The 20,614-nt window shown below is 73.1% G+C and carries 18 protein-coding genes; 6 read left to right on the top strand and 12 right to left on the bottom strand.

Going from position 1 to position 20,614, the window contains the following annotated elements; all coding sequences use genetic code 11:
* Nucleotides 1-352: 352 nt before the first annotated feature.
* From R2737_14800 to R2737_14775, 6 genes are all read right to left on the bottom strand, one after another.
* On the bottom strand, nucleotides 353-1,309 hold the full coding sequence (locus tag R2737_14800; GenBank protein MEZ5117527.1) for a glycosyltransferase: 957 nt from the start codon (nucleotides 1,307-1,309) through the stop codon (nucleotides 353-355).
* On the bottom strand, nucleotides 1,263-2,522 hold the full coding sequence (locus R2737_14795) for a glycosyltransferase (GenBank protein MEZ5117526.1): 1,260 nt from the start codon (nucleotides 2,520-2,522) through the stop codon (nucleotides 1,263-1,265). Before R2737_14795 ends, R2737_14800 begins: the two co-directional genes overlap by 47 nt.
* A gap of 88 nt (nucleotides 2,523-2,610) precedes the next feature.
* Nucleotides 2,611-3,804: a hypothetical protein gene (locus R2737_14790; GenBank protein MEZ5117525.1), complete on the bottom strand. Its 1,194-nt coding sequence runs from the start codon at nucleotides 3,802-3,804 to the stop codon at nucleotides 2,611-2,613.
* 65 nt (nucleotides 3,805-3,869) lie between these two features.
* Complete coding sequence (locus R2737_14785) at nucleotides 3,870-5,225, bottom strand: hypothetical protein (GenBank protein MEZ5117524.1); 1,356 nt, start codon at nucleotides 5,223-5,225, stop codon at nucleotides 3,870-3,872.
* 289 nt (nucleotides 5,226-5,514) lie between these two features.
* Nucleotides 5,515-7,374, bottom strand: coding sequence for a hypothetical protein (locus R2737_14780; GenBank protein ID MEZ5117523.1), 1,860 nt, complete (start codon nucleotides 7,372-7,374; stop codon nucleotides 5,515-5,517).
* A 34-nt stretch (nucleotides 7,375-7,408) separates the two neighbouring features.
* Nucleotides 7,409-9,358: a DUF4012 domain-containing protein gene (locus R2737_14775; GenBank protein MEZ5117522.1), complete on the bottom strand. Its 1,950-nt coding sequence runs from the start codon at nucleotides 9,356-9,358 to the stop codon at nucleotides 7,409-7,411.
* 115 nt (nucleotides 9,359-9,473) lie between these two features.
* Between R2737_14775 and R2737_14770 the strand changes: the two genes are divergently transcribed.
* The 3 genes from R2737_14770 (at nucleotide 9,474) to R2737_14760 (ending at nucleotide 11,797) form a co-directional block, all read left to right on the top strand.
* Complete coding sequence (locus tag R2737_14770) at nucleotides 9,474-10,106, top strand: dTDP-4-dehydrorhamnose 3,5-epimerase family protein (GenBank protein MEZ5117521.1); 633 nt, start codon at nucleotides 9,474-9,476, stop codon at nucleotides 10,104-10,106.
* A 162-nt stretch (nucleotides 10,107-10,268) separates the two neighbouring features.
* Nucleotides 10,269-10,601: a glycosyl hydrolase family 18 protein gene (locus tag R2737_14765; GenBank protein ID MEZ5117520.1), complete on the top strand. Its 333-nt coding sequence runs from the start codon at nucleotides 10,269-10,271 to the stop codon at nucleotides 10,599-10,601.
* 197 nt (nucleotides 10,602-10,798) lie between these two features.
* On the top strand, nucleotides 10,799-11,797 hold the full coding sequence (locus R2737_14760) for a CmcI family methyltransferase (GenBank protein ID MEZ5117519.1): 999 nt from the start codon (nucleotides 10,799-10,801) through the stop codon (nucleotides 11,795-11,797).
* 18 nt (nucleotides 11,798-11,815) lie between these two features.
* Here R2737_14760 and R2737_14755 read toward each other — a convergent pair whose 3' ends face one another.
* From R2737_14755 to R2737_14740, 4 genes are read right to left on the bottom strand one after another with little or no spacing between them, the layout of a single operon-like run.
* Nucleotides 11,816-12,712, bottom strand: a complete 897-nt coding sequence (locus R2737_14755; GenBank protein ID MEZ5117518.1) for a DNA-formamidopyrimidine glycosylase family protein — start codon at nucleotides 12,710-12,712, stop codon at nucleotides 11,816-11,818.
* Nucleotides 12,713-12,724: 12 nt separating this feature from the next.
* Nucleotides 12,725-13,114 carry a PIN domain-containing protein gene (locus tag R2737_14750; protein MEZ5117517.1) on the bottom strand — a complete coding sequence of 130 codons (390 nt, stop codon included), beginning with the start codon at nucleotides 13,112-13,114 and terminating at the stop codon, nucleotides 12,725-12,727.
* Complete coding sequence (locus R2737_14745) at nucleotides 13,101-13,331, bottom strand: hypothetical protein (protein ID MEZ5117516.1); 231 nt, start codon at nucleotides 13,329-13,331, stop codon at nucleotides 13,101-13,103. The genes R2737_14750 and R2737_14745 overlap by 14 nt, the downstream gene beginning before the upstream one ends.
* A gap of 57 nt (nucleotides 13,332-13,388) precedes the next feature.
* Entirely contained in the window at nucleotides 13,389-14,615 is a 1,227-nt protein-coding gene (locus R2737_14740; protein ID MEZ5117515.1) for an acetyl-CoA hydrolase/transferase C-terminal domain-containing protein, read from the bottom strand.
* A gap of 83 nt (nucleotides 14,616-14,698) precedes the next feature.
* Between R2737_14740 and R2737_14735 the strand changes: the two genes are divergently transcribed.
* A complete protein-coding gene (locus R2737_14735) occupies nucleotides 14,699-15,772 on the top strand; it encodes an NAD(P)-dependent oxidoreductase (GenBank protein MEZ5117514.1) in 1,074 nt (357 codons plus the stop codon).
* A gap of 57 nt (nucleotides 15,773-15,829) precedes the next feature.
* Here R2737_14735 and R2737_14730 read toward each other — a convergent pair whose 3' ends face one another.
* Both R2737_14730 and R2737_14725 read right to left on the bottom strand, forming a co-directional pair.
* Complete coding sequence (locus R2737_14730) at nucleotides 15,830-16,204, bottom strand: antibiotic biosynthesis monooxygenase family protein (protein MEZ5117513.1); 375 nt, start codon at nucleotides 16,202-16,204, stop codon at nucleotides 15,830-15,832.
* A gap of 167 nt (nucleotides 16,205-16,371) precedes the next feature.
* Complete coding sequence (locus tag R2737_14725; GenBank protein ID MEZ5117512.1) at nucleotides 16,372-17,652, bottom strand: geranylgeranyl reductase family protein; 1,281 nt, start codon at nucleotides 17,650-17,652, stop codon at nucleotides 16,372-16,374.
* Between the two features lie 147 nt (nucleotides 17,653-17,799).
* Between R2737_14725 and R2737_14720 the strand changes: the two genes are divergently transcribed.
* Together R2737_14720 and R2737_14715 are read left to right on the top strand one after the other, a co-directional pair.
* Nucleotides 17,800-18,780, top strand: coding sequence for a GGDEF domain-containing protein (locus tag R2737_14720; GenBank protein ID MEZ5117511.1), 981 nt, complete (start codon nucleotides 17,800-17,802; stop codon nucleotides 18,778-18,780).
* Between the two features lie 61 nt (nucleotides 18,781-18,841).
* Complete coding sequence (locus R2737_14715; protein ID MEZ5117510.1) at nucleotides 18,842-20,563, top strand: diguanylate cyclase; 1,722 nt, start codon at nucleotides 18,842-18,844, stop codon at nucleotides 20,561-20,563.
* Nucleotides 20,564-20,614: the final 51 nt, after the last annotated feature.

The following is a 20,614-nucleotide window of genomic DNA, read 5'->3' as shown; positions in this document are numbered from 1 at the left end:
AGCATACCCTATTTAGACGGTAGGCAAAGTTGGACTGGGGTAGCGGGTCCGAGGGCGCTCCCTGGTCCCGCCGCGGCACGCGGGCGGCCACCGACGGGCACCGCGCGGAGAACCCGCTGCGCTCTGCCTAACCGGCCGCAGGCCCAAGATCCCCGCGAGTACGCATTCGTGGCGCAAATCGGCAGCTCACACGCGCCACAAATGCCCGCTCGCGGTGATCGTGGCGCTCGACGGCTCCGTCGGACCCGCAAGATCGCCGCGAGTAGCCAGAAGGGGCAAGCATTCGGACCCGGAACCGGGCTCTTTCTGGTGTCTCGCGGGGATCTTGGGCGCCGGCGCGCGGGGCTTGGGCTCAGGCGGTGGCGCGGGCGGAGCGGAGGAGGGCGGGCCAGCCGAGCTCCTCCGCCACGGAGTCGTCCAGCGCGAGCGGGCGGATCCGCGAGACCACGTGCCGGGCCCGCTGCACGGCCTGGACCGGCGACGCCCCCCGGGCCAGCACCTGCCGCCACCTCGGGCCATCAGCCCCCAGCGCCATCTGCCGGTCGCCCAGTGCCTGGCCCTCGTGCACCCGGTAGCGCACCACCGGGTCGATCTGCAGCACCAGCCCGTCCCGGGCCGCGGCCACCAGCGTCGCCCACCGGTCGTGCAGCCACCCGGCCGGGATCGGCGTCATCAGTTCGACGCACTCCGACGTCACCGCCATCGCGGCGCCGGTCACGAACGGCATCCGCAGCGACATCCGCATCCGAGCCGCCGGCGCCATGAGCCCCCAGTCGTCCGGCACCGGGAACCGGTCGCGGAGCCGTCCCCCGAGGACCGCGCCGTTCTCGTCCACCAGGACCCCGTCGCCGGCGACCACCAACGCCCCCGGCGTCCCCAGCAGCAGCGCCCGCTGCGTCTCCAGCCGGTCCGGCAGCCACACGTCGTCCTGGTCCGCGAGCATCGTCACCGGGCAGGACGCAGTCATCGCCAGCCCGAACTGCACGTTGCCCGCGACCCGAGTCTTCAGGTCCGGCGCCCCCGACCCGTCCGTCGGCACCAACTCGATCGGCACCGGAGAGGAGCGGGCCACCTCCGCCACGATCGCCCGGGTCCCGTCCAGCGAGGCGTCATCCACCACGAGCACGACGCCGGGCAGCACGGTCTGGGTGAGGATCGAGTCCAGCTGCTCCTCGATGTGCCGCTCGCCGTCGTGCGTGACGACGAGGGCAGTGACGTCCGACGCGACCGGGGGTCGCGGACTGCCAGGGACGAGCGAGCCCTCAGGCACGACCAGTCGCGGCCCGGTCGGCGCCGGCTCGGTCGACATCGGCCCGGCGCCGGTCGGCCCGCGCGGACCGGCGACGTGCGGACCGGGCGCGGCCCGCTCGGGCGCGCGCCTCGCGGTGCTCCGCGTGCAGCACCGGCAGCCGTTCGGCCAGTCGCTCGTAGTCGTCGGCGACGTCGTCCCAGCGGTACGCCTTTGCCGCGTGCCGCCGGCCGCTGCGGGAGGCCGCGGCCACCTCGTCGGCCAGGCCCGGCGACCCGAGGTCCGCGGGGTCCGGCTCGGCCTCCAGGCCGTCCAGCAGGAGCGCGAGCGTGGACGGGGAGTCCCAGAACAGTGCGTGCTCGTTGGTGACCTCGTGGTTGAAGTCCACGTCCCACGCCAGCACGGGAGCACCCGCGCCCATGGCGCGCAGCAGCGACGGGTTCGTGCCGCCGACCGAGTGCCCGTGCACGTACGTCGTGCAGTGCCCGTACAGCTGGTCCAGCAGCTCCTGGTCGTAGACGCTGCCCACCAGGCGGACCCGAGGGTCACCGGCAGCCGCCTCACGGACCGACTCCACGTACCACTTCGAGTACGGCGAGTCCCCGACCACGACCAGCGGCGCCGACGCCGAAGACGCCCGGTAGCCCTGCACGGCGTCGAGCACGTGGTTCTCCGGCTCGTACCGCGCGACCACCAGGTGGTAGCCGTCCGCGGACAGCCCGAGCTCGGACAGCCGATCCGACCCGGGCTCGATGATGGGGGCGCCGTACGGGATGTAGACGCTGTCGCGGCCGTACCGCTCCTGCACGTGCGCGGCGATCGCCCACGCGTCGGCGATGACGGCGTCGGCCCAGCGCACCGAGGCGCCCTCGGCCCAGGTGTAGTAGCGCGCGCCCATGCCGCGCCACTTCTCCCGCAACGACTCCAGGCCGTCGAGGTGCACCGCGGTCGGGATCCGCGCCGCCCGCAGCATCGGCACCAGCGGCGCGTTGGCGGCGTTGAACACGAACGCCACGTCCGGGTGGTCCCGGGTGACCGCGTGCACGCTGGACACCGCGGTGTGCGACAGCGTCTCGGTGGTCTTGGTCCGCAGCGCGGGGAGGTTGACGAGGCGCATGCCGAGGTACTCGGTCTCGTGCTGCCCGGGGTTGCGGCAGTAGACCGTGACCTCGTGCCCGAGCTTGACCAGCCGCTTGCCGATCTCCTCGACCGCCGTCTCGAAGCCGCCGTAGCGAGCCGGGACCCCCCGGGTCCCGATCATCGCGATGCGCACGGCGCCTCCTGGGTCGTCCCCCGACCGAGCACCCGGGAGGTCCCCGGGTCCGTGATCATGGTGGCACCGATCACCTCGTGACGGGCGGTCACCGGCCAAACCATACGGGTGACGTGGTGAGGCGAACCGAGGCCCCCGGCTTCGTCGCTCGGCACCAACGGCGCACCGTGCATCGCTTCTTCGTGCCCGCAGGGGCCGCCACGACGACCCGTGATCCGGACGTCCACATGATCGTGGCACGACGACCGGACTTCACGACGTCACAGGCCCGGACTGCTCCCCGGGACGAGCAGCGCTGGACGCGGGCCCCGCGCAGCCACCGGTCCAGCGTCCCCATCGCCTTCGCTGCCGGCGTGCCCGGGTAGGCCTGGACCCCGAGCAGGTCGTAGGGGCCCGACGTCCACGCGTACCAGTAGGTCCGGGACACCCCCAGCCGCAGCGAGTCCATGTACGCGGCCCCGGTCCACGCCGCCGCCTTGGCCCCGGTGATGCTCCGGTACGGCACCGTGCCCGGTCCGGCGAGCCCGAAGTTGGACTCGGTGTCCCACAGCGGCCGCTTCGGCGCACCCGCGCGACGCAGCTCCCGCTGCACCAGCTGGATCAGCGCGGCGCGGTCGGCGGGATCTCCGGTCCCCGGCGGGTAGAAGTGCCCGGCGAACACGTCCACCGGCCAGCCGCGGGATCTGAGAGCGCGCAAGTACGGCGGGAAGAAGCGCTGGTAGGACCCGACCAGCCGCGTGGTCGTGCTGGCCCCGACGACCTTGGCCTTCGGATCGATCTTCTTGACGATCTTGTACGCACGGGCGGTGAGATCGGCCATCTGGGCGGGGGTGCCGTTCCAGAAGTTGAGCAGGCTGGCCTCGTTCCAGACCTGGTACGCCTGGATGCGGCCCTTGTAGCGGGTGACCACCTTGGTGACGTACCGGTCCCACCACGTGACGTTTCGCGGAGGCGACGCGGCCCCGGGCACCGGGTAGTCGTACCCGGGCGCCTTGCGGGACGCCGCCCACGTGGGAGTCGGTCCCAGGACGAGAAGGATCGAGGCCCGATTCCTTCTGGCCGTTGCCACTGCCGAGTCCAGCGCTCTCCAGTCGTAGCGACCGGGGCGTCGCTCGACCTGGGCCCACGCCGTGTCGGTGTCCCACAGCCGCACGCTGCCGACGCCGACCGTGGGCCAGAGCCCTCCCTGCACACCCGGCACATGGATGCCCAAGAAGCCCGGGTCGACACGTTGCGCGGCCTGGGCAGGCGTCGCTGCCAGCAGCGTTGCTGCCACCGTCATGACTGCCAGACAGACGGCGACACTCACCCGGCCTCGCACAGCAGAGATCTCCCGGGGGACGTGGCTCAGGACGTGGCCGGACCGAACCAGACCGGCGAGCCGCCCACCTTGACCTTCGCCCGCGCCTTGGCGGACACGCAGGATCCGAGCACGTTGCAGCGCTGGTCCGTCCCGGTCGGGGACAGGATCGTGCGCGTGCCCGTCGTCGCGAAGGCGATCGTCGACGTCTTACCGCCCTTGGTCACGGTGCAGCGGACCAGGTTCTTGTACGTGGTGCAGGCGACCTTGCCGCCCGCGACCCAGTCGTACGTCGTCTGCCACGCCTTGGCGGAGGTGGTCTGCGAGTTCAGCTGGATCCCGAGCAGCGGGTACGGGGGCGACCACAGGTACCAGTAGGTGCGGGCGAGCCCTGTGCGCACCGAGTCGAGAAGCGCGCGCGAGACCCACGCGGCTGCCTTGCTCCCGGTGAGCTCCTGCTTGGGGATGTCACCAGGTCCGGCCAGACCGAAGTTGGACTCGGTGTCCCACAGCGGCTTCTTGGGAGCCCCCGCCTTCTTCAGCTCGTTCTGCACCAGCTGGATCAGCGCGACGCGGTCGTTCGGGGTGCCGTCGCCCGGCGGGTAGAAGTGCCCGGCGAAGGCGTCAACGGGCCAGCCCCGCTCCTTGAGGCTCTGTAGGTACGGCGGGAAGAAGCGGAGGTAGGAGCCCTCGAGCCGGGTCGTGGTGCTGGCCGCGACCACGATCGCCTTGGGGTCGATGGACTTGATGATCTTGTACGCGCGCTCGGTGAGCTCGCCCATCTGGTCGGGGGTCCCGTTCCAGAAGTTGAGCAGGCTGGCCTCGTTCCAGACCTGGTACGCCCGGATCTGGCCCTGGTAGCGGGTAGCCACCGTGCGGACCCAGGTGTCCCAGTCGTCGAAGTTCTTCGGCGCCGAGGCGGAGCCGGGCAGCGGGTAGTCGTAGCCCTCGACGATCTTCGTCGCGGCCCACTCCGGAGTGGTTCCGAGAACCAGCAGGATGTCCTTGGTGCCTGCCTTCTTCGCCGCGGCCAGGGCGGCGTCGAGGCTCGTCCAGTCGTACTCACCGGGCTTCTTCTCCACCTGGGCCCAGCCGGTGCTCGTGTCCCACAGCCGCAGGCTGCCGACCCGGACGGTCGGCCAGTCCGCACCCTGGTTCACACCAGACACGTGCAGGCCGAACTGCGCCGGATACACCTTGTAGGTCGACGGCTTCTTCGTTTCCTTGGGCTTCTTCGTCGCCTTCTTCTTCGCGACGACGTCGGTCGCGTCCGGGACGGCGACCGCAGCGGGCGCTCCGGCCGTCGTCGGGACGGGGACGGCTCCCGCAGGCACGGCGGCAAGGGCGCCGAACGCCACGGCGGTGGCGGCGGTCACAGTGATCAGCGTCCGCGCGAAGCGCATCCACGTCCTCCTCGGTGGGGTAGGCGGACGTGCCCACCCGTCGGTGCCGGCTCGCTCCAGGGCAACAGGGGATGCGGCGAACCCAGCCTCGTCGTCGGTCCAGGCTAACCCGGGCGGCCCCGCATCCCGAAAACCCTCGCTCGGACGCGCGTCGCGCCCCCCCGGCTCCCGCAAGATCGCCGCGAGACTCCAGAAGGGGCCCAGGTTCCGCGGCCCGGGCAGGCCCTTTCTGGTCACTCGCGGGGATTTCGGGCGGACCGGGTCCGCCGGTGGACCCCCGGGCCCCGGGTCAGCCGCGCAGGAGAGCGCGGCGGGTGAGGGCGTCCGCGAGCAGGCGGGTGGCGCGGGCGTCGAAGGAGTGCTCGGCCACCACGGCCTCCGCGGCGGCGCGGGCCGCGTCGGGATCCGGCCAGCCCTCGGCGTCGGGCGCCACGAGGGCGGCGAACTCCGCGTCGGAGGCGTACGGGCGCACCAGTCCGCCGAAGGCGTCGGCCGCCCCCGGCACCTCGTCGCACACCACGCGGGCCCCGGTCGCCGCCGCATCGAAGAGCCGGTTGTTCACGAACCCCAGCCGACGCATGTCCTCCTGGTGGTCCGCGAGCACCACGCGGGCAGCCGCGTACGCACCCGGCAGGTCCTCGTTGGCCACCAGCCGACCGCGGAGTACGCCGTCGGGCAGCAGGCCCTCCCACTCCTGGCCGTACACCGCCAGCGCCGGCGGCGCGCCGTCCGGACCCGGCTCACCGAGCCCGGCCTCGAGCGCCGAGGCGACCGCGGGCCGCACCCCCCGGGCGTTGCCGACGAACAGCACCGAGCCGGCGTCCTGCTCGCGGGCCTCCGCACCCGGGTGGAAGCGAGTCGCGTCGGTGCACTGCAGCAGCGTCTCCACCGGACGGCCGGACTTGCGGGCCGCCGATCGGGCCCACGACGGCCCGGCCGCGAAAACCGCGTCCCAGCCGGCCAGCTCGTGCGCGACGTCGACCAGCTCCGGGTGCGAGATCACCCACATCATCGACACCGCCGACTCGGGCGGGAGCTCGTACCGCTGCAGCCCGCGCAGCGCCAGGACCACGTCCGCCACGTCGTTGGCGCGCCGGTACATCGACTCCACGAAGTCGACCGAGACCTGCTGGCCCAGCCGCCGCAGCGCGTCGGCCAACGACAGCGCAAAGTAGTAGTCGCCCCACCGCAGCCGCTGCCGCCCGTAGGGGACCGGGGTCCAGATCGACCACGCCAGCGAGGGGATCTCCTCCGGCAGCGCCGGACCGCCCCAGGCCCCCCGCCCGCGCGGCTTGGGCGGCACAACCGGGTCACGCCGGGGCGGGCGCCGCCCGGGCGCCGGGGCCACCGCGTACGCCCGGGACTCGACGGTGAGGTTCGAGACCGCCGGACCCCCGCCGTACGTCTCCCGCAGCCGCGCCACCAGGTCGGCGACGGGCTGCGGCGACTCCGGGTCGAACCCGCCCGCCCCGCGGACCTCCTCGGTCCGGGCGGCCAGGCACATGCCGAACGGCCGCGGCGGGGGCACCTCGCGCCGGCGTACGGACACCACCCGCATGCTGGGCTCGGTGACCCGGACGTCCGGGTCCTCCAGCGGCTTCACCAGGTCGGGCAGCCAGTGCCCGTTGACCGTGGGCGCCAGGCCCTGGGCGAACACGGCGACCGGCGCCCGCACCAGGCCCAGGGCCAGGTCCCAGCAGGCGCCGTCACTCGCGTCCCGCCCGGCCGCACCCAGTCGCACCTGCGGGTTCTCGGCGTACCGCCGGGCCACCGCGGCCGCCTTCTCCCCGGTCATCCCGCGCAGCACCGCGACGACGTCGACGGTGAGCTCGTCGATGAACTCCTCGACGTCCTCTCCCGCGAGGTCGCGGACCAGCTCGCGCAGCGTCTCCGGGGCGTTCTCCCCGTCCGACAGCAGCAGCACCAGGGTCAGGTCGGGTCGGGAGTAGTCCGGTCCGTCCGGTCCAGCGTCGGGGTCGGGCAGCGCCGCGGGCAGCTCGACCAGGAGGTCGGTCCGGGCGACCGAGTCGGTGCGGCGCCGGGTCTCGGCCATCCACACGTCGACCGGGGTCTGCGGTGCCTCCGGGACGCTCCCGCGGCCCGCGAGGCCGCGGACCCGACCGACCAGCTTCGACGCTCCGTTCGCCACGAGCCCGCAGCCTACGGCGCGGCGTGCGCCGGGCTCACCGCACCGCGGAGACGGCGGCGTCGAACCGGGAGGTCAGCGGAATCTCCAGGACCGCCGAGGAGTCAGGCTGCAGCGTCCAGCCGTCGGGCGTGGAGCCCTCCGTCGTCATCCGCCAGCCGGGTGGAGGGACCACGGTGATCTTCACGACCGGATTGCGCCAGACAGCCTGCGGCTCGACCAGCGCCCGATAGGTGATCGCACCTCCGGACCCGAAGGTCCCCGCGGGCAGCGAGTAGTCGACTCGAACGATGGCCTCCGCCCCCTGGTTGACGGTGCCGAACGCGCGGATGAGGCGACCGCCCACACCGTCGTCCCACACGCGCGGGTTCACCTGCCAAGTGCCTCCGGTTCCGGTCACCGTGCCTGCCTCCGGCAGGTAGACGAAGAACTGGTTCCGGGCGTCTCGCTCCTCGTAGTAGCGACCGTCCCCGAGGTCCTCCGGGTTCGGCGTTCCAGCTGCGGACCCAGGGTCGAAGGGCGGGGCATCGTTGCGAACGATGACATTGCGCACAACATCGGCGCCGCCATCAGCCTTCAACCGCACCACCTGATCGATGGCCCGCGCCTGGAACACGTCCAGCTTGGACCCCGTCGTATTGGTGGTGTACGCCGCAATGCGGTCCTGACCCACTTCGGGATGGAGGCCACCATCCAACCCCGAGCGGGTGACGGCGGCCTGCAACGCCGGGTCATCCACGTAGACCTGCACGTGCCGCCCCTCAGCGGTCGTCAGGATCTGCCGTGTCACTGACAGCAAGTCCTTGCCTGACGTGAGCTTGTCGAGGACCGTCTCCAGGAGCTGCTGGTTGAGGGCGCGACGTGTCTCCCTGCCCTCGTTGCCGAAATCAGCGTAGGCGTCGATCAGCAGCCGTTGGACGACGTTATCGGCGGTGATGGGGCCGAAGGGGGAGTCGACTGGCCCGGTAGCCCGCAGCATCGCCTCCACCGCGGTCATGTCCAGGGCGATGACTCCGTCGACCGGTGGAAGCCCGTACGCGGCCCACGACCGCATCATGTCCTGGGCCGATGTGGGGAAGTCCGGGTGGTTGTTGGAGTTCGCGAACTTGTCCGGCCTGTCGGGGAGTCGTGCGAACGGCTGCTGTGCAACGCGGTCCCAGGTGTGCAACTCGTCCTCTGGGCGCAGCTCGGAGAACGTCCCGCTGATCGGAATGGACACCCGACCGTCGTCGGCTGCGATGACCGCGACCGTGAGCGGCGCCCCCCCGGTGGCCCGGAGCTCCGCCGGGTTGAGGAGTGCCACCAGGTAGCGACGCTGCCCCTCGGCACCCAGCGCGTCGGGGAGTCGCTGGAGCAGCGGAACCGCGTCGTCCAGCGCACCCTCGAGGGCCTCCGCTTGGTCCAGCGCTTCCCGCTTCGCCCGCTGCACCGACGCCACACCCGGGAACCAGGTGCCGAGCCGGCCCACGGTGGCGGTACCTCGGGCCGCCAGGTCGCGGGCCTGCTCCACCCTCGCGACGGTCTCGTCCAGCCGATCGAGGTCGACGCGGCCATCGACGAAGAGGCCTGAATCGCCAGTGGCACCGCCCGCCGCCTCCTCATACGAGCGAGCGACGCCGCTCGCGGCCGTGACGAGATCGTTCGCGGCCGAGACGGCACGCACCACGTCGGTGCCCCAGCCATCCGGCCCACCCGCCAGGGCGCCCACGACGACCGGGGGGGCCAGCGCAGCCGTGCGGGCAGCACTGGCAGCCTCGACGGCTACGTCGAGGGGCGGGAGGGCCGCGCTCGGGCCGTCTGCGTCAAGGGCGTCCTGCGCCTGAGCCACGGACTCCTCTGCGGCGGAGATGCGGTCCCAGGCAGCGTCAGCCGCACCGACCCACCAGACAGCCAGGATGAGGATGATCGCCCCCAGGGCGCCGCCGACGGAGGCCGCAACGACGCGGGTGCGCCGGTCGGCCGGCTGCGGCGGCTGGACGTCGATCACGCGGCTCTCGACTTCGTGGGGGACGGGATGCGGCGTGCGAGTGCGGCTCGCCGGACGTGGGACGCGGCGAGTGTACGGAGGGGTTCCCCGCGCGGCGCTGCTAGCGTCGCCGCCCGTGGACGTGCGCGAGCTGGGCATCGAGGGCGCGTGGGAGTTCACGCCGCGCCAGCACTCCGACGACCGAGGGGTGTTCCTGGAGGCGTTCACGGCCTCGTCGTTCGCCGAGGCGGTCGGGCACGGGCTGGACCTGGCGCAGATGAACCTGTCGGTGTCGCGGCGCGGCACGATCCGCGGCGTCCACTACGCCGACGTGCCGCCGAGCCAGGCCAAGTACGTGCAGTGCGTCCACGGCGCGGTGCTCGACGTGGTCGTCGACATCCGGGTGGGGTCGCCGACGTACGGCGCGCACGAGGCGGTGCTGCTGGACGGCGAGACGCGGCGGGCGGTGTACGTGTCCGAGGGGCTCGGGCACGCGTTCTGCGCGCTCACCGACGACGCAGCGGTGCTGTACGCGTGCTCGGAGCCGTACGCCCCCGGCCGCGAGCACGGGGTGCACCCGCTGGACCCCGCCCTGGCGCTGCCCTGGCCCGAAGGGCTGGAGCTGCTGCTGTCCGACAAGGACGCCGCCGCCCCGACGCTCGCGGACGCCGCCGACGCCGGCGCGCTCCCGTCCTACGACGTCTGCCGCTCCTACCGCCGCACCCTCCTGCTTCGCCACCGACCCCCCGGCCCCTCTTCGGCCGAATGAGTCTGGGCGTTGCTTGGAGGCCCGACATCGGCCCGAAAGCAACGCCCAGACTCATTCCGTCGGTACCCGGCGGGCGGTGACGGCTGCGGCGGCGCGGGTGAGGGCGTCGACGGCGGTCGCGATGCGGGCGAAGACCACCGGGTACCGGTCGATGCCGACCACGTGCGGGTCGGGCAGGTCGTGCTCGCCGGTCGAGCCGGCCGAGCCGCTGGCAGCGTCGAGCTCGGCGACCAGCCAGCGCCGTCGAGCGGGTACGTCGTCCGCCGGCGGCAGCGGTTCCTGGACAACGGCGTCGACGTCAGCGTCGTCAACGTGATGGCGAGGTACCTCTATGACCCGACCACCGGGCTGTGGATCTCGTACGACGACCCGCAGTCCATCCGCGCCAAGGGCGCCTTCATCACCGAGCACGGGCTCGGCGGCGCCATGGTGTGGGAGGTGACTTCCGACCGGGACCAGGTCCTCTTCGACGCCCTCCGCGACTCCCTCGCCTGACGCGCTCCCACGCCGCACCCGCCGCGGCCGAATGAGTCCAGGCGTTGCTTGTGCCCCGGTTTCGGGCCGCTAAGCAACGCCTGGACTCATTCCGTCGGAAGGGGGAGGAGCCCGCGGGACCGTGCCTGCCAGGACCCCGTGGGCCGCGACCGTGTGGGCTTGGGGGGCCACGGCGAGGGGGCACTAGGCTCGTCGGCATGCCGAGCGCGTCGTGGGTGCCCGATCCGCTGCGCCGCGAGGCCGCGCGCCGCTGGGACGCCGCCTCGACCGGCCGGGTCACCACCCTGGTACGCCGGGGCCGTCGCCGGGGCCGGCCGTCACCGGTCGAGGAGACCGTGGTCGACGAGCTCGCGAAGGCCGCGCGCAAGGGCCAACTGAGCCCCGCCGACCGGGCCAAGCTGGCACCGCTGGTAGCCGCGTACCTGCACGAGATCGCCGCCGCCGCCACCGCCGAGGGCGAGGAGCACCGCGCCGTCCCCGAGGACCTGGTCGAGCCGATCGCGCAGGCGTTCACCGCGCTGTACCAGCCGGTCAAGGACCCCTCGCCGGAGCCGCCGGCGCCGATCGTCCAGGCGATCGCGGACCAGTACCACCGGCTCTACTACCACCGGGCCCCGCGCACCTGGCGCAACACGTTCTACCGCGGCAACCGCATCCTCAAGCTGCCGCTGGACATGTGGGTCTACGGCGAGATCCTGTGGGACCTCAAGCCGTCGCTGGTCGTGGAGACCGGGACGCGGTACGGCGGGTCCGCGCTGTGGTTCGCCGACCAGCTGGACCTGATCGGGCACGGCCGGGTGGTCACCGTCGACATCGATGACCTGCAGGGGCGCCCGGAGCACGACCGGATCACGTACCTGCTCGGCTCGTCCACCGACCCCGGCATCGTCGACCGCGTCCGCGAGCTGATGCCTGACGACGGCGGGCACGTGCTGGTCGTGCTGGACAGCGACCACTCCCGCGACCACGTGCTGGGGGAGCTGCGCGTGCTGTCGGAGCTGGTCACCACCGGGTCGTACGTCATCGTCGAGGACACCGACATCAACGGACACCCGGTGCTGCCGAAGTTCGGTCCCGGCCCGATGGAGGCCGTCGACGCGTTCCTCGCGGAGACCGACCGGTTCGAGCCGGACGAGTCGCGGGAGAAGTACTACGTGACGCAGAACCCGCGCGGCTACCTGCGCCGCGTGCGCTGACGGCGCGGCGACCCGGACCTACTTCAGCAGGCGGGACATCCGCCTGTCCGCCAACGGCTTTCCGCCGGTCTGACAGGTCGCGCAGTACTGCAGGGACGAGTCCGCGAACGACACCTCGCGGACCGTGTCGCCGCACACCGGGCAGGCCTCGCCGGTGCGGCCGTGCACCCGCATCCCGGCCTTCTTCTCCGACTTCAGCGTGCCGGTGCCCTGACCCACCGACCGCGCGACCGCGTCGGTGAGCGTCGCCCGGATCGCCTCGTACAACGCGGCCGTCTCCTCGTCGGACAGCCGGCCGGCGGGCGCGTACGGGGACAGCTTCGCGACGTGCAGGATCTCGTCGGAGTACGCGTTGCCGATGCCCGCGATCACCGACTGGTCGCGCAGCACGCCCTTGACCTGCTTCCCCCCGGCCGACGCGAGGATCGATCGCAGTGCGTCGAACGTGAACGCGTCGTCCAGCGGGTCCGGGCCGAGTCGCGCGATCCCCGGGACCTCGACCGACGGGTCGCGCACCACGTACACCGCCAGGCCCTTCCGGGTGCCCGCCTCCGTCACGTCGACGCCGCCCGCGGGCTCGCCGTCGTCATTGACGAAGGCCAGCCGCAGCGCCAGCGGCCCCTTGCCCGGGCGCGGGCGCGCGGACGGCACCTCCTCCCGCCACTGCAGCCAGCCGGCGCGGGACAGGTGGACGACCAGGTGCACCGGCTCGCCGTCCTCGGTGACCAGCGCGACGTCGAGGAACTTCCCCCGCCGACTCGCCCCCACCACGTGTGCGCCCTGCAGCGCCGTGATCGGGGGGTCGTACGTCTTCAGCGCGTTGATCGCGGCCAGCTCGACCCGGGCGACGAGCAGCCCGGTGGCCCGCTCGGCGACGTACGCCGCCAGGGCCTGCACCTCGGGCAGCTCGGGCACGGCGCGAGCATGTCACAGCACCTCGACATCGCAGCGGGAACCGACCGCACGCGCCAGGCGGCGGTCGCCGGTCAGCAGCGGGCATTCCAGCACGGCGGCGAGCGCGACGTAGGCCGCGTCGTACGAGGTCACGTCGTCGCGCAGCTCCCACACCGCGGCCGCCAAGGGCGTGTGCCGTGCTCGGTACATCGGCAGGTCGATGAGGTCGGCCAGCGCGAGCAGCGCCCGACGGTCGTCCAGCGCCCCGCGTTGCACGGCCCTGCGCAGGACCGACAGGACCTCCAGGTCGACGAGCTCCGGCGCCGCGAGCTCCTCGCCACGAAGGCGGGCGCGGACCCGGTCACCGTCGGCACCGTCATCGGCCAGCGCGGTGACCAGGACGCTGGCGTCAACGACGAGCACGGTCGCCGTGGACCCAGTCGACAGAGTCGCGCAGGGGCAGATGTCCGCCGGACCGCCCTCCGGCCCGGTCGAGCACCTCGTCCAGAGTGGGGCGCGACGCCTCCGCGATCAGGTGCGCCAGCAGGTACTCCTGCAACGACTGGTGCGCCGCGGCGGCTCGCTGCCGCAGGACCCGGTGGGTCTCCTCGGGGACGTCCTTGACCTGGATACTCGGCATGGCGCCATTCTGGCGCCACTGGCGCCGAATCTCCAGGGCTGTCCCCGACCTCCGGGATCAGGTGAGGCCGAGCGCGGCGGCCTCCTCCCACAGCTCCTCACGGACCTGCGGGTGCGCGGCCTGCTCGATGATGTTGCGGGCCTGCTCGGTCTGGCTGCGGCCGAACACCTCCGCCACGCCGTTCTCCGTGACCACGGCGCTGTGCTGGAACGACGTCACCGGCTCGTCGATGAGCGGCACGATCGTCGACACCTGCGCCTTGGGATGCCACGACGCCAGCGCGATGAACGACTGGCCGCCGCGGGAGTGCAGCGCGCCGACGATGAAGTCGGTCGAGCCGCCGAAGCCGGAGAAGATCCGGCCCTTGATCCGGCTGGCGTTGGCCTGGTCGAACAGGTCCACCTGCAGCGCTGCGTTGACCGAGGTCATCTTCGGCTGGCGGGCGATCTGGCCGGGGTCGTTCGTGCGCTCCGTCCGCATCATCCGGACCCGCTTGTTCAGGTGGATCCAGTCGTACAGATCGCGGGAGCCGAACACGAACGACGCCGTCAGCGGCACGTCCTCGTCGAAGCAGCCGCGCTCCTTCAACGGCAGCACGCCGTCGCTGAACATCTCGGTCCAGATCCGCAGGCCCTTGCGCTCGATCAGGGCGGCCAGCACCGCATCAGGGACCGCGCCGATGCCCAGCTGCAAGGTCGACCCGTCCTCCACGCGTGCGGCGATCCGGGCGCCGATCTGGGTGGCGATCTCGCCGGGGTCCAGCGGGTTGTGCGTGGCCAGCGGCTCGTCCACCTCGACCAGGTAGTCGATCTCGTGGTCGTAGATCTGCGCGTCGCCGTACGTGTAGGGCATCTGCGGGTTGGACTGCACGATCACCAGGCCGCCGCGCTCCCGGGCCGCCTCGATGGCCGCGGGCAGCACGTTGACCTCGGTGCCGAGGCTGACCGTGTCGTGCCGAGGGGCGCTGGTGTGCAGCAGGACGACGTCCGGCGGCAGCGCCCGGCGCCACAGCACCGGCACCATGCTCAGCCGGCACGGTACGTAGTCCAGCCGCGGGCTGCGGCGCACCCCGGGGCCGACGAAGGACGTCTCGTGGATGACGCCGTCGCGCTCGGGCAGCCCGGGCTGGGCGTTGAGCACGTTGAGGCGGTACTCCGGGACGGTCCGGTCCAGCACGTCCAGCAGGGACTTCGGGGCGGCGAAGTTGCCGGACGCGACGACGCGGGGATTGGGCGGGAGGTCGGACAGGACGCCGGCCAGCTGCTCCAGGGTCACCTTCTTCACGGTGGCCATCCTTCCGCGCCCCGGCCACCGCGCGCGACCGGGTCCGCCGGACGGTGACCGGCGTCGCGTACGACGATGGGCCCATGACGGTGGACACGGGCTCCCGGGCGGGCGGCGGCGCGGGTGCAGGCGGCCCGCACCCGGTGGTCGCGATCACCGGGGTGGGCGGCTTCCTCGGCCGGGCCTTCGCCCGGCACCACGCGGCCCGCGGAGCCGTGGTGCGCGGGCTGGACCTTCCCTCCGTGGCCGCCGCGGACCCGGGGCTGGCCGCCGAGCTCGAGGCGACCGGACCGGGCGGCGGGCTCGTCGTCGGGGACGTGACAGCTGAGTCCGACGTACGGCAGCTGGTCGCCGGCGCGGACCTGGTCCTCCACACCGCGGCGATCGTCGCGGAGTCCGGGTCGTGGGTCGCGTTCGACCGGGTCAACGCGGTGGCGCCGCGAACCGTCGCGCTGGCGGCGCGGGAGGCCGGCGCCGCGTCGTACGTCCATCTGTCCTCGGTGATGGTGCACGGCTTCTCCTTCCCGGAGGGCTGCGCCGAGGACGGTCCGCTGGACCCGGCGTCGAACCCCTACTGCGCCAGCAAGATCCGGTCGGAGTACCTGCTGCGCGACCTGCACGACCCGGGCACGTTCGACGTGTACGTGGTGCGTCCGGGCGACGTGTACGGGCCGGGGTCGGTGCCGTGGGTGCGACGGCCGGTGGAGCACATGCGCAACGGGACGTTCCTGTACGTCGATCCGCGCGACGCGGTGCTCAACCACGTGTACGTGGACAACCTGGTGGACGCGGTCGACGCGCTGCTGGCCGCCGGGGGAGCGGTCGCCGGCGGTCGCCCGTGGATCGTGACCGACGGGCCGCGGACGCTGTCGCGGGAGTTCTGGGGCCGGTTCGCCGAGCTGGCCGGGCTGCGGTGGGCGCCGTCGCTGCCGGGCTGGCTGGCCGAGCCGCTGGTGGGATCCGTGGCCGCCGTGCTGCCGCAGTCGTGGGCGCGGGCGCTGGACCTGGACCGGCAGACGATCCGCTACCTGCGCCGGCGGGCGGCGTACAGCTCCGCCGCGATCCGGTCGCTGGGCTGGCAGCCGCGGGTGGACCTCGACGAGGGGATCGAGCGGACGGCGGCCTGGCTGCGTACGGAGGGCCTGCTGCCCGGCTGACGGCCTGGTTCCCGGCTGAGGGCCGACTCAGGGCCGGCCGGGCTACTGGGACAGCGGCTACAGCGACAGGTCGTCGTCCAGCACGGCGCGCTGCAAGTGCATCCGCAGCGGGTTCATCCGCAGCACCCCCGGGCCCTGGGACAGCAGCGTGCCCATCTCCTCCAGCATCCGCGCGAACCCGGGCGCGGACCGGTGGTCGACCTGGGCCTGCTCGTCCTTGAAGATCTCGAACAGCCACACGATGTCCGCGTCGTCGGGGTCCAGGGCGACCACGTACATCTCGGTGCCCGGCTCCTCCTCGAGGCCGTCGGCGTAGCGGTTGAGGGCGTCCAGCAGCGCCGGCCGCATGCCGGGCTTGCAGTTCAGCCGGACCAGCAGGCCCTCGCGACCGGCCAGCAGCGCGTTGACCGGAGGCTCGACGAGGTCATCCACCCGTCCATCCTGGCACCCGGCGGCCGCCCGGGCGCGGGTCGCGCGGGTCCCGTACGTCCCACCCGTCACGTCACCCGGTCCGTGTTGCCAGTTTCGCCCGCGACACGCCGCGTGAGTTGGGCACACGATCCGCTAAGCGGATCGTGTGCCCAACTCAGGGACCCGGGTCAGGAGAACGGGGGGCGGGTGTCCAGGGTGATCGAGGCGCGGCCGGCGGCGCGCCAGACCCGGGCCACGGTGTCGCGGTCCTCCGGGGTGACCAGGTTGCCCATCACCCGCAGCGCGACCGTCATCAGCACCCGCGAGCGCATCCCCACCGGTCCGAAGGTGGGCAGGAACCCCGGCACGGTGAGCAGCCCGGCCAGCCGCCGCGCGATCGAGAACGCCTCGCCGTACCGCTCCCGCAGCAGCGCCGGCCAGGCCGAGGTCAGGTCCGCGCCGTACCGCCCGCCCACGCCCACCGCGCGACCGGCGGCCACGGACGCCAACAGGTCCCCCGCCAGGTGCCCGGTCTCCAGGCCGTAGTCGATGCCCTCACCGTTCAGCGGGTTCACGCACCCCGCGGCATCGCCGACCAGCACCCAGTTCGGCCCGGCCACCCCGGACACGGCACCGCCCATCGGCAGCAGCGCCGACCACGGCGCCCGCACGTCACCGGACAGCTGCCAGTCCTCGCGCTGCTCTCGGGCGTACTGGTCCAGCAGGGCCCGCAGGTTCACGTCCGCGGGGTGCCGGGCGGTCGCCAGCGTGCCGACGCCGATGTTCAGCTCGCCGGAGCCGAGCGGGAACAGCCAGCCGTAGCCCGACAGCACCTCGCCCGCCGCGCCCCGCAGCTCCAGGTGCGAGGAGATCCACGGGTCGTCGCTGCGCCCGCTCTTCACGTACGCCCGGGCGGCCACGCCATACGCCGTGTCTCGGTGCCACTCCCGGCCGAGCAGCCTGCCCAGCTGCGAGCGCGCGCCGTCCGCCACGACAAGCCACCGGCAGCCCACCGTCGTCGTCACGTTGCCGCGCCGGAACGACACCGCCCCCACCCGGGAGCCGTCGTACGACACCGCCACCGCGCGCGCCCCGTCCAGCAGCCGCGCGCCGGACTCGACCGCGACCTGCAGCACCCGGGCGTCCAGCTCCGTCCGCGGGGAGGCCGCGCCGTACGACGGCAGGGCGCCACCGGGCCACGGCAGGTACAGCTCCTGCCCGAAGCCGGCCGCCCGCAGCCCCCAGTTGCGCGCCTGACCCGACACCCACGACGACAGCCCGAGCGCATCCAGCTCGTGCACGGCGCGGGGGGTCAGCCCGTCGCCGCACGGCTTGTCCCGCGGGAACACCGCCTTGTCCGCCAGCAGCACGTCCAGGCCGGCCCGCGCGGCCCACGCCGCGGCCGCCGACCCGGCCGGACCCGCGCCGACGACGAGGACGTCGCAGCTCAGGTCGGGTCGCTCGGGCACGAGCGACATTGTCACCGGCCCCGGCCCCGACCGCGAACCTGCGGCGTCCCCGGGCATCAGCCCCCCACGGCGGGGCAAGATGGTGGCGGCGCCGCCAGGGCCGGGTGGCTGCCGGCGTAGGGCGTCTCGGGGGTACGGAGGCGAGTGGTGGACGAGCAGGTCTACCAGGAGATCCTGGACCAGCTGACCGACGGCGTGTACTTCGTCGACCGCGAGCGGGTCATCACCTACTGGAACTCAGGCGCGGAGCGGCTCACCGGCTACACCGCCGACGAGGTGCTCAACCACTCCTGCTCCGAGGGGATCCTGCGGCACGTCAGCGAGAACGGCGCCCAGCTGTGCCTGCACGGCTGCCCGCTCCTCGGGGTGATGCGCGACGGGAAGTCGCGCGAGGCGCACGTCTACCTGCACCACAAGGAGGGCCACCGGGTCCCGGTCACCGTCAGGGGCCGCGCCATCCGCAACCCGGCCGGCGAGATCGTCGGCTCGATCGAGCTGTTCCACAAGCGCAGCGCGACCCGGTTCTCCGAGGACGCTCCCAGCGACCGGGACGAGGACGCGTACGTCGACGAGCTCACCGGCATCGGCAACCGCCGCTACGGGATGCTCAACCTCAAGCCGATGGTCGCCGCCGTCGATGCCGGGGTGACCAGCCTCGGGGTGCTGTTCCTCGACGTCGACCACTTCAAGTCGGTCAACGACACCCGCGGACACCGGATGGGCGACGCCGTGCTGCGCATGGTCGGCCAGAACATCGCGAACGGCCTGCGCTCCACCGACTTCCCGGTCCGCTGGGGCGGTGAGGAGTTCGTCGCGCTGCTCCCCGGCGCCGACGCGAACACGCTGGAGCAGTCCGCCGAGCGGCTGCGCATGCTGGTCGAGCACTCCTGGATCCAGGAGGCCGACGAGCAGGTCCGGGTCACCGTGTCCATCGGCGCCACGCTCGCGCAGCCCGGCGAGGGTGCGGAGACCGTGCTCGACCGGGCCGACCGGCTGATGTACGTGAGCAAGGAGTCCGGTCGCAACCTGGTGACGACGGACGACGGGGTGCGGCCCCGCGGCGCCGAGCCACCGCTGCAGGGGACCGAGGTGCCCTGGACCATGGCCGGCGTGGACGCCGACCACTGACGGCCACGGCACCGACGGCCACGACACGGCGACCGCACCGGCGACAGCGACGGCCCCGACCATGACCGCCCCCGCGAACGGCCGACCCCACCTCGACCGGCCCGACCTCGACCATGCGGTCGAGATCGCCCCGCGGATCTGGTGGGTCGGCAGCGTGCTGGAGGACGACGACTTCCAGAGCCACGCCTACCTGGTCGAGGCCGGCAACCACAGCGCCCTGGTCGACCCAGGCTCGCCGCTGACCATCGACGAGACGCTGCGCAAGGTGCGCGAGGTCGTCCCGCTGGAGGCGATCCGCTGGGTCGTGTGCCACCACGCGGACCCCGACGTGGTCGCCGCTCTGCCCCTGCTCGACGAGGTCCTCACCCACCCGGACGTGACGGTCGTGAGCGAGTGGCGGGCGGCGGCGCTGCTGGTGCACTACGGCTCGTCGCTGCCGATCCTCAAGGTGGAGCAGCACGACTGGCAGATACCGCTGGACGACGGCCGCCGGCTGCAGTTCCAGCTCACGCCGTACCTGCACTTCCCCGGCGCCCTGGTGTCGTACGAGGAGCAGACCGGGGTGCTGTTCTCGGCGGACCTGTTCGGCGGCTTCGTCCCCGACCCGACGCGTCTGGTCATGCACGATGCGGACGAGGCGTTCGAGGCGATCCGGCCGTTCCACGAGCACTACATGCCCAGCCGGGAGCTGCTGGCGGCCGGCCTGCACCGGATCCGGCGCCGCTTCCCACGGATCACGATGATCGCCCCGCAGCACGGGCACGTGCTGCCCGAGCCGCTGGTGGAGCCGACGTTCGCCCGGCTGGAGCGGCTGGAGTGCGGGGTCTTCCGGTTCGCCGAGGAGGACCTGGACCTGGCCTGGCTGCTGCGGGTCTCCGAGGTGCGACGGCAGGTCAGCGAGGTTCTGCTCGGCGGGGTGTCCGCGCCCACCATGTTCACCGCGGTGCGGGCCCTGCTGGCGGCGGTGCTGCCCGTCGACGGTCTCGCGGTGTTCGTCGACCTGCCCGACGAGGGGTGGGTACGGCTGGACGCCTCCTCCGGGTTCGCCGGCGTGCACGTCCCGGCGCCCCCGGGGCCGTCGCCGTCGAGCCTGCTGATGGAGCTGGCCGGCGACCCGGTCGCGCTCGCCGGCTTGTGGCTGTCCGAGCCCACCGAGCTCGACCCGAGCCTGGTGGAGACGCTGCGCGACCTGGCCCCCAGCATGCGGATCGCCCTGGACCGGTTCCTCGACGAGCGCGCCGACGAGGCCGCCATCGCCCGGCTCGAGGAGGAGTCCCGGGTCGACCCGCTGACCGGCCTGCTGAACCGACGCGGGCTGGAGCGATCGCTGCCGACCGGCCGCTACGCGCTGGTCCTGCTCGACCTGGACCGGTTCAAGGACGTCAACGACACCTTCGGGCACGACGCGGGCGACGAGGTGCTGCGGCGGACCGCGGGTGCGCTGCGTCGCGCGGTGCGCCAGCAGGACATCGTCGCGCGGATCGGCGGCGAGGAGCTGGTCGCGGTCGTGGTCGATGCCGGCGCCGAGCAGGGCCGCTACGCCGCGGAGCGGATCCGTACGTCGATCCGGGCGCTGGACGTGCGCGGGCTCGCCCCCGGCGACCGGGTCACCGCCAGCGCTGGCGTCGCCGTCGTCACCGCCGCGGAGGCGAGGGACCCGCAGGCGTTCGCCCGGGCGTTCGCCCGCGCCGACGATGCGCTCTACCGGGCCAAGGAGGACGGCCGGGACCGGGTCGAGCTGGCCACGCCGGACGACGGCGCCGCGGCCCCGGAGCCGGGCTGACCTCAGCCGGCCGCTCGCCGGGGGTTCACGTCCGGGGGTGTCATCGCCCCG

It is taken from the genome of Candidatus Nanopelagicales bacterium, assembly GCA_041393815.1.
Classification (GTDB): domain Bacteria; phylum Actinomycetota; class Actinomycetes; order S36-B12; family JAWKJK01; genus JAWKJK01.
The sequence above is the reverse complement of the archived record's forward strand: the minus strand, read 5'-3'. Positions and strand labels throughout refer to the sequence as shown.

Bases quoted from the DNA above. Each gene is read 5' to 3' on its own strand.
- R2737_14800 (MEZ5117527.1), bottom strand. From the start codon at position 1,309: ATGTCGACCGAGCCGGCGCCGACCGGGCCGCGACTGGTCGTGCCTGAG.
- R2737_14790 (MEZ5117525.1), bottom strand. From the start codon at position 3,804: ATGACGGTGGCAGCAACGCTGCTGGCAGCGACGCCTGCCCAGGCCGCG.
- R2737_14785 (MEZ5117524.1), bottom strand. From the start codon at position 5,225: ATGCGCTTCGCGCGGACGCTGATCACTGTGACCGCCGCCACCGCCGTG.
- R2737_14760 (MEZ5117519.1), top strand. From the start codon at position 10,799: ATGCCGAGCGCGTCGTGGGTGCCCGATCCGCTGCGCCGCGAGGCCGCG.
- R2737_14745 (MEZ5117516.1), bottom strand. From the start codon at position 13,331: ATGCCGAGTATCCAGGTCAAGGACGTCCCCGAGGAGACCCACCGGGTC.
- R2737_14735 (MEZ5117514.1), top strand. From the start codon at position 14,699: ATGACGGTGGACACGGGCTCCCGGGCGGGCGGCGGCGCGGGTGCAGGC.
- R2737_14715 (MEZ5117510.1), top strand. From the start codon at position 18,842: ATGACCGCCCCCGCGAACGGCCGACCCCACCTCGACCGGCCCGACCTC.